This window comes from Nonomuraea sediminis (assembly GCF_018531495.1).
Classification (GTDB): domain Bacteria; phylum Actinomycetota; class Actinomycetes; order Streptosporangiales; family Streptosporangiaceae; genus Nonomuraea; species Nonomuraea sediminis.
In genome coordinates this window covers 203,101-217,585 of sequence record NZ_JAHDTI010000015.1, presented here as the reverse complement: position 1 = coordinate 217,585, position 14,485 = coordinate 203,101, and the positions used below count along the sequence as shown (strand labels likewise).

Below are 14,485 nucleotides of genomic sequence, written 5' to 3'. Positions count from 1 at the left end.
GAAGGCGCTCCTCCTGCAAGGTCAAAACCGCCCCTGCCCTGTCGATGTTTCGGCAGGTCAGGGGCGGTTCTTTGGTTGTGAACGCGCCACGGGCCATCAGGTGGCACAGCTCAACCGCCATCCGTCGAGGAGGACAGGCTGCTGTGTCCCTGCCTTCCTCGACCTTGTGGTGCCTATCTGGCCACGGCGGCAGCCGGAGTCGCGACGGCACTCGCGGTCGCGGTCCCGGCGCGGCGGGCGCTGCGCAGTGTGCTGATGCTCACCGCGAGGGTCCACAGGCTCCAGAGGGCGCCCATGCTGGCGGTGGTCCCCCAGCCCTGTGCGCTGTAGAAGTCGGCGGGGTTGTCGCCGAAGAACACGGCCGGCAGGAAGGCGAGGTTGATCGCGGCCAGGACGTACGCGGAGCGGCCCACCCAGCGGGGGAGCAGCCCGAGCCTCGATACGGCGATTCCCAGGGCTATCAGGAACAGGCCCATGAGGAGCCGGGAGACGGCGCCCTGCATGAGATACTGCGCCGCGGCGAAAGGCCCCTCCGCTGTCGTGTCGATGTCGTGGCTCACTGAGATCGCCGCGCCCACCTCCATGGACTGAGGGACGAACACCATGGCCACCCAGAGCACACCCGCCGTCTGGACGATGGCGGCGATCCAGTCGTAGGCCGGGTTGACGTGGCGGATGAGCTGACGAAGTCCGATGAAGTAGACGATGTAGAGGGTGCAGCCGGTGATGCCGATGAGACTGCGGGTCAGGATGTCCCAGTCCGGCGGGGTCTCATAGATGAAGTACAGCGGCACCTGCACCACGATGAAGGCGCTGGCGAGGATGCCGAACAGGCCGGTGTACTTGCGGATCATGGGTTCGGTCACGGTGTTCCTTTGATCGTTTCCTTTGTGGACATTCGAATCGCCGGGACGGTCCACGGCGAGGATCCCGCCGTTCCGGACGACGACGGTCGCGTTACGGCGAGCCGGGCCGCCGGCGATGTTCGATCTCGGTGACGTGCGTGAGCTCCACGCCCGTCGCCGCGTGCATCGGACACAGTTCCTCCTGTGGGGAACCGAGCAGGGATGAGCACCAGCGCCGGCGGCGCCCCGTGAGGGCGGTCTTCGACGCTCGCAGAAGCCAGATGCAAACGAAACTGGTGTCGCGTTAACCGCCTACAAGGTAACCCTGGAACATCGCTAACGCAACTCTGGTTTTCTTAGCAGGCCATCCGGGCAGGTAAAGGAGACAATCGTTGCGTTAGACTGGCCGTCTGGAGGTCCCGTCCACCACGTGAGAGAGGAGTCGTTCCGTGTCCGACGACCGCCCGGCGCCCGGCACGGTGCGTCCACGGGGGCGGACCGAACGCGTCCGCGCCGCCGTCCTGGCCGCCACCCGCGCCGAGTTGGAGGCCCACGGATACCCGGCGCTGACCATGGAGCGCGTCGCCGAGATCGCCGGCGTCGCCAAGAGCACCGTGTACCGGCGCTGGCGCGACCCGGCGGGACTGCTCGCCGAACTGCTCGCCGAGCTGACGATGACCGAGGTCCCGCTGTACGACACCGGGTCGATCGACCTGGACCTACGCCAACTGGCGATGGGCATTTCCCGCTTCTACGCCAACCCCGTCTGGCGCCCGATGATGCTCGGGCTGATCGCCGCAGGGGTCAACAGCCCGCGCGCGGCAGAGGTCCTCCACGACTTCTTCCGGGCCCGCAACGACCAGGCCGCCGAAGCCGTACGGCACGCCATCAAACGCGGCGAGCTACCCGCCGACACCGACCCCGTCGAGGTGATCCGGGCCGTGGGGGCACCCTTCTACTACCGGATGCTCGTCACCCACGAACCCGTCGACGACGCTCTCGTCGAACAAACCGCCGCTGCGGCCATCGCGGCCGCGAAGGCCGGAGCACATCGGGTCCGCTGAGGCCGTCCAGGACAGTCCGTTCTCCAGCCACTGATGCCGGTCGAAGAAAGCACGGTAGTAATCGATCACGTGATCATTCGTACCAAGCCGGTGGTGCTACGCGGGCTGGCGTTTGGGGCGCATGTCGAACATGTAGAAGACGAGTAGCAGCATGTAGAACACGAGCGCGCCTATCGCGCTGATCGCGCCGATGACGGTTGCGATGAGGTAGAGCACCGGGCCCATGCCCCAGCGGATCCGCAATGAGCGAGCCTCCTCCGGGGTGATGTGGCCGCCGAGGTGGCGGTGGCCTGAGGAGGCGTACCACCAGACGGCGTTGTAGAAGATGCCGCCGATCACCAGCACGATTCCGTAGAAGACGGCCGCCATCTGGGTGCCGTGGTCGGCGTGCAGGGCCTCGGCGAGTACGTGCGTGGGGAACGGCAGGAAGGCAACATCCATCAGGAGGAGCACGTTGAGGGCAAGCAGCATGCCGTCGGTCCTGCGGATGAAGTGGAACATCCGGTGGTGGTTCATCCAGACCATGCCCACCAGCAGGAACGTCACCACGTAGGCGAGGTAGGACGGCCACAGGCGGATGAGCGTGCCTCCGAGGTCCTCCTCCCAGCCTTCGGGCAGCCGGATCTCGAGCACCAGCAGGGTGATCGCGATGGCGAACACGCCGTCGCTGAACGCCTCCAGGCGCCCGGTGGTCATCACTGAGGAGTCATCGCTCACGCCGGGCATCGTACAGAGGTTGATTGGTCAGGGTTAGACCATGGATGACCGTCTTGTACCTGGCCCAGCCGAGTCTGGGCGATCCCGCCCGATCATGCGACGCCGGGTGATGAGGTGATGACTAACGAGTAACGTCAGGAGCCCGCATGGCTGAGCTGCCAGTCCTCTCCCGGTTGTACCTGGCCGCTGTCGTGGCCGTCGCCCTGACCGTGGTCGGAGTGGCCATGTTCTCCAGCGCCACCACGCCGAACTGGGGATATTTCACGATCCTGGCGCTGCTGTTCCACTACTGCGAGGTCAACCCCGTACGGCTGACCGTCCGCAACGCGAGGGCCTCGATGAGCTACGCCGTTTGCACGGCCTCGGCGGTGCTGCTCGGCGCCGGTCCGGCGGCTCTCATCGGGCTCACCGCCATGGTGTCCCCGCAGCAGGACCTGCCGGTCGTCAAGCGGATGTTCAACGGTGCCCAGTTCGCCCTGTCCAGCTTCGCGGCCGGGCTGGTGTTCAGCGTCCTCGATCCAGCCTGGAGCGGGACCATGAGCTCACGCACGTACCTGGCTTTCTGCGCGGCCCTGCTGACCTTCGTGATGGCCAACCTGATGCTGGTCGCCGCCGTCCTGCTGCTGAGCCGCCAGGCCACCGGGCGGCAGCTCAGGCGAGAGGCGTCGCACCTGCTCCTCCCCACCCTCGGCAACGGCAGCTTCGGCCTGCTGCTCGTCGGTCTGTGGCCCAGTGTCGGGCCGTACACCGCGCTCCTCGTCCTGGCCCCCGTGGTCACCGCCCGATGGGCGATGGAGTGGGCGCACGCCGAGGTCAAGGCGTCCGAGGCGGCCATCGCCGCCCTCTGCCAGGCGGTCGAGACCAAGGACCCCGACACCCGGGGCCACTGCCTCCGCGTCAGCGAAGGAGTGGCGATGATCGCCGAGCAGCTGGGGCTGTCGCCCAGCCGCCTCCAAGCCCTCCGCTACGCGGGCATCGTGCACGACGTGGGCAAAACCGCCGTGCCCACCGCCATCCTCCAGAAGCCCGGCAAACCGACCGACGAGGAGCGGGCCGTACTGGAGCTTCACCCCCTGTACGGTCGCCAGCTCATCCAGGACATCCCGTTCCTGCGCGAGGCCGTCGACGGCGTCATGCACCACCACGAACGCCTCGACGGGACCGGCTATCCGTCAGGGCTGGCGGGCGACGAGATCCCCGAGTTCGCCCGCATCATCGCCGTGGCCGACTTCTTCGACGCCGTGACCTCCGCCCGGCCGTACAAGCGCGCGTGGCCGCAGGAGAAAGCGATCGCGGAGCTCCAAGCCGGAGCCGGCACCCACTTCGACCCGCGCATGGTGGCGGCGTTCCTGGCCGGATTCCAGATGCGGTACGGCAGGCCTTGACGGATACCGGGGCTTGGACCTCCACAAGATGGGCCCGCAGAGCAGGCCGCTACAGTACGGCTCGCGCCAGGGCGTTGCCTTCGCCCGGCGCGACCGGCGCGGTCAGGAACACCGGCGCCTGGGACATGAAGCGCGGGCGCGTGCCTCGATGCTCGTCGGCCGCGTGGACGGTCAGCGGATGCACGATGTACACGTCGCCGGGCAGGCCGGTCGCGTACGTCACCGGCCGGTCCTTGGAGGCGGTGTCCAGCAACGGACCCGCCTCGAACGGGTCGACGACCTGCTCGCCCAGCAGCCGTTCCGCGTCGCGCTGCGAGCCCACCCTGATGCGGGTCGGCGCGTCGTCGTCACCCACCTCCGACAGCAACACGAGCAGCAGCAGCGACTCCGGCCGCCCCGACACGGCCCATGAACCGTCGGGCTTGGCCACCGAGGCGTCAATATGCCAGCCACGATCGTCGGCCGGCTCCACGCCCGGGAAGCGGATCGGCATGTTGCCCAGGGACCCGCGCGGCACCCACCCGCCAGGCCCGGCCACCTCATCCAGTGCCTGATTCAGCCGCGGGCTGCGCATGATCTCCCCGAAGGGCCCCACACCGGTCAGGTCCGCGGCCCACACCACAGGCTGCAGCCAGCCGGAACGATCATCAGGCGACAGCCCCATCTGCTGCCACACCAACGCCCTGGCCGCGTCGCCCACCTCGCGAGGCACGACCGCCTCCACCTTGACGAACCCGTCGGCAACAAACCGGTCAACATCCACAATGCTCATGCGGCCACCGTAACGACGGCGTCCACCGATTTTCCGCACACCAGCCGCCGCATTAGCCGGGCCAGACTTGACAGTTCCCCAACTAGCCTTCCGCGCCTACCTGTTGTCCTGAGCCCCTCAGGATGAGCTCCGCAGGGGCACGCAACGGCAGGCACAAGGTCTGTCCGTGCGTCCTGAACAGGGCGTCCCGGGAGTCGAAGTAGCCGAGATCGGCCAGGACGTGGCGCGACAGGTCGCACGAGGAGCAGGTGGCGCCATCCCAGTCCACGGCGGTGCGAGCGACCGCGTCGAAGAGCGTCTCGCCGCCGGTATTGGTGAACCTGCCTCCCTCACGCAACGTGTCCAGGTTGCCGTAGAGCTCGGAAACGGGGGTCCACCGCCCGTCGAGGAGGAACTCCGGCCAGGCGAGCACCACCTTCCGGGGGATCAGCCGCCGCAGCCGTGGGAACCGGGGATGCCAGAAACGACCGTCTATCAGCAGCCCTCTGACCCGGGTGGCGATCCCGCAGGCGCGCGCCACGGCTTCCAGCAGCGCCATCCGCTGGCTGCACGATCCGCGCCCGAGGAGCAGGGTCCTGGAGACGGGCTGCCGCTCGTTCATGGCATACACCGGGCGTACGCGCGCCGCGATCAGCTGATGCGCCGTGATCAACAGCGTCCGGGCCCCGTCGGCGCTCATGCCTCGAGCCTCGGCCGCGAGCTCCAGTACGCGCGGATGCTCCCAGTCGAGAATGGGCGTGGGCCTTACGCCTCCCTCGGCAGCGACCCCTCCGTGGAACCTCATCGGTAGCCGTGCTCGGGATCGGTGAACCAGAGCAGGTAGTCGCCGTTGTCGGTCGATCCCCAGCGATAGACGCCGCCGGGCTCCGGGTAAAGGGGCAAGGGCGGAGCTGCCGTCGTGTTCCCCGCATCGTCGATGAGGTCGATGGTCGGCGAGTCCTGGAGCCACGGTCCTATGAGAGCAACGAGGTCGGTGAGAGAAGTCAACAATGCCTGCCCCTTGAGGTGGATGGCGCTCATTCTCTCTACGTCAGAAGGCCGTTGGGAATCTTGATCGCTTGGAAGGGCTTCCTGGGGGAGCAGGCTGGCTCTGGCTCGGCTGTCGGTGGCGTGGCACGATGCGCGCATGATCGATGCGGCGCTGGTTCGTAGGCGGGTCGTGCTGGCGGTGGTGGTCGGGGTTATGCCGCCTGTTGTGATGTTCGGGTGGGCCGCGTTGGTGGCGATGGTGGTTTTCGACCCCTCGCTGTGTGGCGAGTACACCGGGTGTCTTGGGCTGTTCGTGTGGGACTGGGATGTGGGGCGGTGGGGGGCGGTCGTGTTGGCCTGGCCGTTGCTCTACCTGGTGCGGGTTCGGCCGGCTTGGCGGGTCGCGATCGTGGGCGGGGTGTTTCTGGCGGCGATCTGGCGGTTCGCGGCCACGGAGGTGGTGGCGGTTGACGGGGCGGTCATGCTCGCCGTGTGCGGTGGGCTGATCGCCTATCCGGTGGCGGCCTGGGTGACCACGCCAGGGGTTCATCGGCTGGTGCGGGTGCTGGTTGTGGGGTTGTTCGTCGGGCTCTTCGTTTACGGGGCGCTGGCCGGGGGTTGAGGGTGACACCGTGTCAGGGGGCACGGTGGGGGCATGAGCGTTTCTTATGTGGGGTCCGGGCCGTACTGCTACGCCAATTCGCTGGCGATGGTGATGGGGGAGGGGGCTCCTGAGGTCGGGGTGATCGAGGTGCTCACCGGGTCGCCGTACGGGATGCACCTCATCGGGGGGCGGGTCCCGATGTTCGATCCGTTCGGGTGGGATCCGGAGATGGGCGTGGATGCCGCCGTCTCGTTGCTGGGGTGGGGGTGTGAGCGGAGTGACGGCGGGTCGGACGCGGAGGCGGTGGATCGGCTCAAGGCGGCGCGGGGACCGGTGCTGGCCGGGCCGGTGGAGATGGGGCTGCTGGGGCATCAGCCGGGGGCGAACGGCGCGGTGGGGGTTGATCACTACGTGGTGGTGCTGGGGGTGGAGGGGGATCTGGTGCTGATGCACGATCCGGAGGGGTACCCGTACGCGACGTTGCCCGTCGCGGCATTCGTCGAGGCCTGGCGGGGGGAGACGGTCGGGTATCTGGAGCGGCCGTTCGCGATGCGCCAGGGGTTCGTACGGCAGCGCCAGGTACGGCCGGCAGATGCGCTCCGCGAGTCCCTCGTCCAGGGCGCCGCGTGGCTCCGCGGCAGGCATGCCGAAGCGGCGGCGACGAGGCTGGCCGAGATGGTCGAAGGAGGGCTCGACGACGACATCAGGGGGCTGTTGCAGGCGTTCGGGATCCGGGTGGGGGCCAGACGGCTCAACGATCTCGCCGCCTGTCTCGGCATGCTCGGGATGGAGGAGGCCTCGGATATCGCGGCCACGCAGGCGCGGATCGTGGGCGGGCTCCAGCTCCCTGCCGTGACGGGTGACGACAAGGCCCTGGCCGCGGGGCTGTACGAGCTGGCGCCGACCTACGAGCGCCTGAGGGAGGCCATCGGCTGAAAATCCGTTGTCCGGCCACGGAGCCGTCTGGTGTACTCCGTGGCATCTGTTCATCGATCTCGGGAGTCGAGATGCGGGCTGCGTTCATGTCCAACCAGGCAAGATCCACCCATCTGAAGGACATGACGCTTCGTGAGATCGTTGAACTTGGGGATTCTGGCACATGTCGACGCCGGTAAGACCAGCCTGACCGAGCGCCTGCTCTACAACGCCGGCGTCATCGCCGAGGTCGGCAGCGTCGACGACGGCAGCACGCAAACCGACTCGCTCGCGCTCGAGCGGCAACGCGGCATCACGATCAAGTCCGCCGTGGTGTCGTTCGTCATCGGCGACGTCGCGGTCAACCTGATCGACACCCCTGGCCACCCGGACTTCATCGCCGAGGTGGAGCGGGTGCTGAGCGTGCTCGACGGCGCCGTGCTGGTGATCTCGGCCGTCGAGGGCGTCCAGGCGCAGACCCGGGTGCTGATGCGCACCCTGACGCGGCTACGCATCCCGACGCTGATCTTCGTCAACAAACTCGACCGCCGCGGCGCCCGATACGACGACCTGTTGCGGGAGATCTCGCACAAGCTCACCCCGGCCATCGTCCCCATGGGCGACGCCCACGACCTGGGCACCCGCAGCCCGAGGTTCCAGGCCAGCAGCAGAGCCTGGCAGGCCGCCCTGGCCGACCACAGCGACGAACTGCTCCAAGCCTTCGTCGACGACCAGCAGATCCCGTACGGCAGGCTGCACGAAGAGCTGGCGACCCGGACCAAGCAGGCCGCCGTCCACCCGGTCTACGCGGGCTCGGCCATCACCGGCGCCGGCGTGGAAGAGCTCACCCGGGGCATCACAACCCTCCTGCCCGCCGCGAGCCCGGACGAGGACGGCCCGCCGGCCGGCGCCGTCTTCAAGGTCGAACGCGGACCGGCAGGGGAGAAGGTGGCCTACGTCCGCATGTTCTCCGGCACGCTGAGGAACCGCCAGGGCCTCGACCAGGGCAAGGTCACCGCGGTAAGCGTCTTCGACCGCGGCTCCGCCGTACCACGCGAATCAGTCAGGGCCGGCGAGATCGGCAAGCTCTGGGGCCTGGCCGGCATCAAGATCGGCGACCGGATCGGGGCGGCGCCCGACAGGGCGGAGCACTACTTCGCGCCGCCCAGCCTGGAGACCGTCGTCGAGCCGCGCAGGCGGTCCGACAGGGGCGCCATGCACGTCGCGCTCACCCAGCTCGCCGAGCAGGACCCGCTGATCAACCTGCGCCAGGACGGCGTGCGGCAGGAGATCTCCGTCTCGCTCTACGGCGAGGTGCAGAAGGAGGTCATCCAGGCGACGCTGGCCGAGGAGTACGGCCTGGACGTCACCTTCCGCGAGACGACCACGATCTGCGTGGAACGGGTGGCCGGGATCGGCGAGGCGGCCGAGTTCCTGGGGTCGAACCCGTTCCTGGCCACGGTCGGCCTGCGCGTCGAGCCGGGCACGGGGGTCGAGTTCCGCCTCGGCGTCTCGCTCGGCGCGATGCCGTACGCCTTCTTCAAGGCCGTCGAGGAGACCGTGCACGAGACGCTGACCCAGGGCCTGCACGGCTGGCAGGTCACCGACTGCCTGGTCACAATGACCCACTCGGGCTACTGGCCGCGGCAGAGCCACGCGCACGCGACCTTCGACAAGAGCATGTCCAGTACGGCCGGCGACTTCCGCAACCTGACCCCGCTGGTCCTCATGGACGCCCTTCGCCAGGCGGGCACCCGGGTGTGCGAGCCCGTCCACCGCTTCACCCTGGAGCTCCCGCCCGACCTGCTGGGCACGGTGCTCCCGGCGCTCGTCCGCCTGGGCGCGATCCCGCAGCCGTCGGCGACGGGCCTGGAGGGCGAGGTACCCGCGGCCAGGATCCACGGGCTGCAGCTCCAGCTCCCCACCCTGACCAGGGGCGAGGGCGTCCTGGAGACGGCCTTCGACCGCTACGAGCCTGTCTCAGGCCCGCCGCAGGAAAGGCCGCGGACGGACCACAACCCGCTCGACCGCAAGGAGTACCTCCTGCACGTCGAACGCCGGGTCTGACCCTTACCGCCCGGGGGAGGCAGATCCCTCGCACGGGGGAGGAGGCGGCACGACGCCTTCGCGAGGCTGGTCGTCATGAAGATCGCATGGATGGCCGGCACCTGGTCGACGGTGCTCACGGCGTGCGGAGCCTACTGGGCGCTGGGCGGCGCGGGCTTCCCGCTGGGACGCAACGACTGGCGGGCCGCGCAGGTCGGTTCGGTGTTCGGTACGGCGGAGCCGCTCCCGCTCAGCCTGGGCATGCTCGCCGTCGGGCTGGCCGGGGTCGTGGCCGCGTGGGCCCTCCCGCGCGGATCCCGGGTGGCGCGGATCTTCGCGTGGATCCTGGCCCTGGGGCTGGTCGTGGTCGTGCCCGACGTGCGGGTCCTGCAGAACTCCGTCTACGCGCTGATGGGCTACACCGGGCTGTGGGACGGGGCGCTGGCGTTCATGCTGTTCTCGATCGCCGGCGGGGTGCTGTGGGCGTGGGCGGCCGTCAAGGCGGGCGCCATGTCCATGCCCAGGATCGGCGGGTGGGCCGCGTACGCGGCTGCCGTGCTCGCGCTGCCGTACGGGATCTCGCGGCTGGCCTGGGCGATGGGGATCCCGCTCGGGGTGACCGAGGAGTTCCTCAAGCAGGGCGGGCTCACCGGCGGCGCGGGGGCGCTGTCGGAGGTGCTGTTCGCCGTGCTGTGCTTCGGCGGGGCGGTGCTGACGCTCGGGCTGGTGCAGCGGTGGGGCGAGGTGTTCCCGCGATGGATCCCGTGGCTGGCGGGCAGGCGCGTGCCGGTGAGCATGGCCGTCGTGCCGGGAGCGGCGGCCGCCATCCTGCTGACGCAGTCCGGCGTCCGCTCGTGGATGTTCCTGCGCCCCGAGTTCCTGCGCCCCGACACCTGGGGCCAACTGGCCCCCACCCTGTCGTGGCTCCCCTGGGGAATCGCCCTGGGAACGGCGACCTACGCCTACTTCCTGCGCAGAAGACTGGACGCATCCCGCTGAAGCGCCCACGCTGCGAGGCATGGAGCTGCCACGTGAGGAGTTGCGGGCCGCGATGGCCGCCCGCGCGGAGCTGGGAAGCGAGTACGAGTCCGCCGTGATCGAGGGCTTCCTCGACAAGATCGAGCACGAGATCGACAGGCGGGTCGACGAGCGCATGGCCGCGCAGCGGCAGGCCGCTCAGCCCGGGTGGGCGAGCGGCCTGCCGTACTTCTCGGTGTTCTTCGGGGTGGGCGGGACCATCGCGCTGGTGGAGAAGCCCGGCGGGCTCGCGGCCGCGATCATCATGCTGATCGCCCTGACCGTCATCAACGTGGTGGCGGTGCGGCGGCGCTAGGCGACGTACTGGCGGGGGCGAAGGGCGTGGGTGCGGAGTGAGGTGAGGGCGGCCAGCTGGCCTGTTCTGGTCAGGCGGATGGCCAGGTCGTCGGAGAAGGCCAGGTCGAGTGCCGTGAGCTGGGCGACCAGGTCGGTCAGGGAGGCGGCGATGTCCTCGGGGCCGGACGTGGGGTGCCAGCCCTCGGCGCCGACGACCTCGCCGACGCGCTCGTTCAGCTCGGCAGGCGACATCAGCGTCCCGTCGGCCAGCAGCAGCAGGGCCGCCTCGCGTGCGGCGACGTCGAACTCGTGGCCGCCAGCCCCGACCAGCAGGCGGGTGGTCGCGTCCCACATGGCCTGCGGATCGTCCAGCAGTCGCCGGCCGTAATCGGTGATCGACAGGCGGGCGCCGTCGCGGCTCAGTGCGCCCAGCTCCCGCTCGGCCAGGTCACGCAGCCGCAGCGCCTGCGGTGAGGGCGCCAGCCGCATCGGCAGCCCCTCGAGCGACAGCGACAGCAGCCCGTTCAGGGCGGGCAGCGGCTGCGGCGTGATCGGGGCGTGCAACCGCACCTCGAACGGCTGGGCCAGCTCCCGCCTGGCGGGGCCGCGGCCCAGCACCCAGCGGTTCAGCCGCTCGCCGTGCACGCGGTGCAGCCAGCTGTCGCCGCCCAGCTCCGACCGCGGCTCGGTCAGCCAGCGCCGGGTCAGCGCGTGCCGGTCGCCCGGGTCTCCGGCGACGATGGCCAGCTCGAGCGCGGCGGAGCAGGCCACGTGCGCGCCCAGCTCCTCCGGCCCCATGATCATGCTCCACTGCAGCTCGGGCACGTCGGGCGGGAGCACCCCGGTGCGCTCGAGAGCCCGCTGGTAGAAGGCCGTGCCGGCGTCCTCGCCGTGGCGGGCGTAGGTGTAGAGGATCTTCTTGGTCGTGTACGAGGTGCACAGCGCGGCGTAGCGGTGCATGCCCCCGAGTTCGAGCAGCTTGCCCAGCGAGCGGGCCAACCGCTCGTGGTCGCCGCCCACCTTGAGCGGCAGCGTGTACCAGAGGAATTCACATACGTCGAGCTGCGTCACCGTCTCCAGCGGCTCGCCGCCGGTCAGCCACTCGACCGCGGTCCTGGCTTCATCGGCCAGGTCCGGCTCGGAGCGCTCCAGTTCGGCCAGGAGCGCGGCGACATCCGGTGCACTCATGCCTCGAAGTTTGCCGTATGGACCCCAGCCCTGACGATGACTGAAACCTGTGCGTATCGGGTCTTGCACTGCAACTACCCTACGAAATCATTCCGTCTCTCCACGTGGCCAGGCTCAGATCCAGCGCTTGTCGAACAGCATCCTGGCCTTCCATTCCGTGTACGGGATGAGATCCGCCGACAGGATCGGGTGCAACCACCAGAAGTTGATCAAGGCTAGCAGGCTGAACGCGCCGACGACAGCGGCTCCCACGGTTCTCCGGTTTTGCGTGGCCGTAGCGGGCCCGATGATCAGCCCGGCGCACAACGTGATCGCCAGCACCATGAACGGCACCATCGGGATCGCGTAGAACAGGAACATCGTCCGGTTGTCGGCGATCGCCCAGTAGAACCACGGCAGCCACCCCGCGGCGTACGCCAGCAGCACGGCGCCGGCCCGCCAGTCGCGCGAGGCCACGTACCAGGCGACCAGCGCGATGAGCGCGGCGATCGCGCCGAACCAGATCACTGGGGTGCCGACGCCGAGGACGGCTTCCGAGCAGTCCTTGACGCCGCAGGCGTTCTGCTTGCCCTCGTAATAGAAGGCCACCGGGCGCAGCAGCAGTGGCCACTGCCACGGATCGGACATGTAGGGATGGGAGGTCTCCAGTCCGTTGTGGAAGCTGAAGACCTGCCACTGGTAGGAGATCCACGACCGCATCGAGTCGAAGACGAAGTAGGGCAGGTTGGCCGAGGTGGCCCGATCCCAGTTGCGACCGTAACCGGTGGCGGTGGCGAACCAGCCCGTCCAGGTGGCCATGTACGTCACGAACGGCACGACGGCCATGCCCACCAGCCCGCTGGGCAGGTCCCTGGTGAACGCGCCCAGATAGGCGTTGCGCACGCCCACCGCCCGGCGCGCGCCGAAGTCCCACATCAGCGACATGACGGCGAAGGCGGCCAGGAAGAAGATCCCCGACCACTTGACCCCCATCGCCAGGCCCAGGCACACACCCGCGGCGATCCGCCACGGCCGCAGGCCCAGCCACGGCCCGCGCGGCGACATGGGCGAGGTCTCGTACCAGTCGACAAGCCGCTCGCGGGTGCGGTCGCGGTCGACGACCAGGCAGGCGAACCCGGCCAGCACCCAGAACATCAGGAAGATGTCCAGCAGCGCGGTGCGCGACAGCACGAAGTGCAGCCCGTCGAGCGCCAGCAGCAGCCCGGCGAAGCAGCCGAGCAGCGTCGAACGGGTCATCCGGCGGGCCACCCTGGCCAGCACCAGGATCGACAGCGAGCCGATCAGCGCGGCGGCGAAACGCCAGCCGAAGGGGGTCATCCCGAACAGCCACTCGCCGATGCCGATCATCCACTTGCCCAGCGGCGGGTGCACCACGTACGAGGCGCACTTGTCGAGCGTCTCCTGGGTGCACTGCTGCCAGATGTTGGTGTTGCCGGCGATGAGCAGCTTGTCGGCGTCCTTGATCGTGACCCGCTCGACGCCCCAGGTGATCAGCGAGAACCCGTCCTTGGCGTAGTACGTCTCGTCGAAGACGATCGCCTTGGGGTAACCCAGGTTCGCGAAGCGGAGGATGGCACCGAAGATCGCGACGAGCAGCGGGCCGATCCAGCCCCACAGCACGCTGCCACCCATCGGCGGGACGAGCCGGTCACGCACGGACCTGCCCCGGGGACTGCTCTCGTTGACCTTCGGATCGTTGAAGGTCGAGTACGCGAAAGAGGTCACCGCCATTCGGACATCGTACGGGCCCTGACCCGGTGGTAAATGAAGAAACACGGTCGAATTGGGGTGCCCTGCAACAATGGCTGGGTGACGGAACGCGGCAGGTTGGTGCTGGCAGGAGCCCCCATAGGACAGGCAGGCGACGTCTCGCCGCGATTGCGGGAGGCGCTGGCGAACGCCGACGTGGTGGCCGCCGAGGACACCAGGCGCCTGCGCAGGCTGGCCACCGAGCTGGGCGTGGAGCTGACCGGCCGGGTCGTGTCCTACTACGACGCCAACGAGGTCGCCCGCGCCAAGGAGCTGGTCGAGACACTCAAGGAGGGTCGCACGGTTCTGGTGATCACCGACGCAGGCATGCCGGGCGTCTCCGATCCCGGCTACCGCCTGACCAGGCTCGCCGTCGAGGAGGGCATCACGGTCACCGCGCTGCCCGGCCCCAGCGCGGTCACCACCGCGCTGGCCGTGTCCGGACTGGCCAGCGACCGGTTCTGCTTCGAGGGCTTCCCGCCGCGCAAGGCGGGCGAGCGCGCCAGGCGCCTGGCCGCGCTGGCCACCGAGGAGCGCACCATGGTGTTCTTCGAGTCGCCGCACCGGCTGGAGGAGTCGCTCAAGGCCATGGCCGAGGCGTTCGGCGCCGACCGGCCCGCCGCGGTCTGCCGCGAGCTCACCAAGACCTACGAGGAGGTACGGCGCGGCGGCCTGGCCGAGCTGGCCGCGTGGGCTCACGGCGACGTCCGGGGCGAGATCACCCTGGTCGTCGCCGGGCACGTCGCCGGCGAGGCCGAACCCGACCTCGACGACCTCGTCGCGGAGGTGGCCCGGCAGGTCGAGGCGGGCAAGCCGCGCAAGACCGCGATCGTCGACGTGGCCAAGGCCGCCGGCGTTCCCAAGCGCGTGCTGTATGACGCGGTTCACAGGGGATCTACAACCCCATAGGGTGCGCA

At 69.2% G+C, this 14,485-nt stretch carries 15 protein-coding genes; 8 read left to right on the top strand and 7 right to left on the bottom strand.

Translation table 11 applies throughout. The annotated features are described in order from the left end of the window. Positions 1-173 precede the first annotated feature (173 nt). On the bottom strand, positions 174-866 hold the full coding sequence (locus KIK09_RS46620; protein WP_214325972.1) for a hypothetical protein: 693 nt from the start codon (positions 864-866) through the stop codon (positions 174-176). 428 nt (positions 867-1,294) lie between these two features. Between KIK09_RS46620 and KIK09_RS46615 the strand changes: the two genes are divergently transcribed. Next, a complete protein-coding gene (locus KIK09_RS46615) occupies positions 1,295-1,909 on the top strand; it encodes a TetR/AcrR family transcriptional regulator (protein ID WP_308164712.1) in 615 nt (204 codons plus the stop codon). 96 nt (positions 1,910-2,005) lie between these two features. Here the strand turns inward: KIK09_RS46615 and KIK09_RS46610 are convergent, their stop codons facing one another. Beyond that, positions 2,006-2,626, bottom strand: coding sequence for a TMEM175 family protein (locus tag KIK09_RS46610; protein WP_214325971.1), 621 nt, complete (start codon positions 2,624-2,626; stop codon positions 2,006-2,008). A gap of 146 nt (positions 2,627-2,772) precedes the next feature. On the opposite strand from KIK09_RS46610, the gene KIK09_RS46605 reads away from it, so the two are divergent. Then, the gene (locus KIK09_RS46605; protein ID WP_214325970.1) at positions 2,773-4,011 is read left to right on the top strand and encodes an HD-GYP domain-containing protein; all 1,239 of its coding nucleotides are present in this window, start codon (positions 2,773-2,775) and stop codon (positions 4,009-4,011) included. 49 nt (positions 4,012-4,060) lie between these two features. Here the strand turns inward: KIK09_RS46605 and KIK09_RS46600 are convergent, their stop codons facing one another. The 3 genes from KIK09_RS46600 to KIK09_RS46590 form a co-directional block, all read right to left on the bottom strand. After that, positions 4,061-4,783: a phytanoyl-CoA dioxygenase family protein gene (locus KIK09_RS46600; RefSeq protein ID WP_214325969.1), complete on the bottom strand. Its 723-nt coding sequence runs from the start codon at positions 4,781-4,783 to the stop codon at positions 4,061-4,063. An 82-nt stretch (positions 4,784-4,865) separates the two neighbouring features. After that, on the bottom strand, positions 4,866-5,462 hold the full coding sequence (locus KIK09_RS46595) for a transglutaminase domain-containing protein (protein ID WP_214325968.1): 597 nt from the start codon (positions 5,460-5,462) through the stop codon (positions 4,866-4,868). A 101-nt stretch (positions 5,463-5,563) separates the two neighbouring features. Further along, positions 5,564-5,803, bottom strand: a complete 240-nt coding sequence (locus KIK09_RS46590) for a hypothetical protein (RefSeq protein ID WP_214325967.1) — start codon at positions 5,801-5,803, stop codon at positions 5,564-5,566. Positions 5,804-5,909: 106 nt separating this feature from the next. Here KIK09_RS46590 and KIK09_RS46585 point away from each other — a divergent pair, with 106 nt between their 5' ends. The 5 genes from KIK09_RS46585 to KIK09_RS46565 all read left to right on the top strand — a co-directional run bounded on the left by KIK09_RS46585 (position 5,910) and on the right by KIK09_RS46565 (position 10,650). After that, complete coding sequence (locus KIK09_RS46585) at positions 5,910-6,374, top strand: hypothetical protein (RefSeq protein ID WP_214325966.1); 465 nt, start codon at positions 5,910-5,912, stop codon at positions 6,372-6,374. Positions 6,375-6,407: 33 nt separating this feature from the next. Next, the gene (locus tag KIK09_RS46580; protein ID WP_214325965.1) at positions 6,408-7,292 is read left to right on the top strand and encodes a YobF C-terminal domain-containing protein; all 885 of its coding nucleotides are present in this window, start codon (positions 6,408-6,410) and stop codon (positions 7,290-7,292) included. Between the two features lie 132 nt (positions 7,293-7,424). Beyond that, positions 7,425-9,338: an elongation factor G gene (locus KIK09_RS46575; RefSeq protein WP_214325964.1), complete on the top strand. Its 1,914-nt coding sequence runs from the start codon at positions 7,425-7,427 to the stop codon at positions 9,336-9,338. A gap of 75 nt (positions 9,339-9,413) precedes the next feature. Beyond that, positions 9,414-10,316 (top strand): hypothetical protein, encoded by a 903-nt coding sequence (locus tag KIK09_RS46570; protein WP_214325963.1) that lies wholly within the window; start codon positions 9,414-9,416, stop codon positions 10,314-10,316. 19 nt (positions 10,317-10,335) lie between these two features. After that, complete coding sequence (locus tag KIK09_RS46565) at positions 10,336-10,650, top strand: hypothetical protein (RefSeq protein ID WP_214325962.1); 315 nt, start codon at positions 10,336-10,338, stop codon at positions 10,648-10,650. Here the strand turns inward: KIK09_RS46565 and KIK09_RS46560 are convergent. Both KIK09_RS46560 and KIK09_RS46555 read right to left on the bottom strand, forming a co-directional pair. Continuing rightward, positions 10,647-11,819: a hypothetical protein gene (locus KIK09_RS46560; protein WP_214325961.1), complete on the bottom strand. Its 1,173-nt coding sequence runs from the start codon at positions 11,817-11,819 to the stop codon at positions 10,647-10,649. The two genes, KIK09_RS46565 and KIK09_RS46560, sit on opposite strands and share 4 nt — an antisense overlap. Positions 11,820-11,933: 114 nt before the next feature. After that, positions 11,934-13,550, bottom strand: coding sequence for a dolichyl-phosphate-mannose--protein mannosyltransferase (locus tag KIK09_RS46555; RefSeq protein WP_214325960.1), 1,617 nt, complete (start codon positions 13,548-13,550; stop codon positions 11,934-11,936). 33 nt (positions 13,551-13,583) lie between these two features. Here KIK09_RS46555 and rsmI point away from each other — a divergent pair, with 33 nt between their 5' ends. After that, positions 13,584-14,477, top strand: a complete 894-nt coding sequence (rsmI, locus tag KIK09_RS46550; protein WP_214325959.1) for a 16S rRNA (cytidine(1402)-2'-O)-methyltransferase — start codon at positions 13,584-13,586, stop codon at positions 14,475-14,477. Positions 14,478-14,485 lie beyond the last annotated feature (8 nt).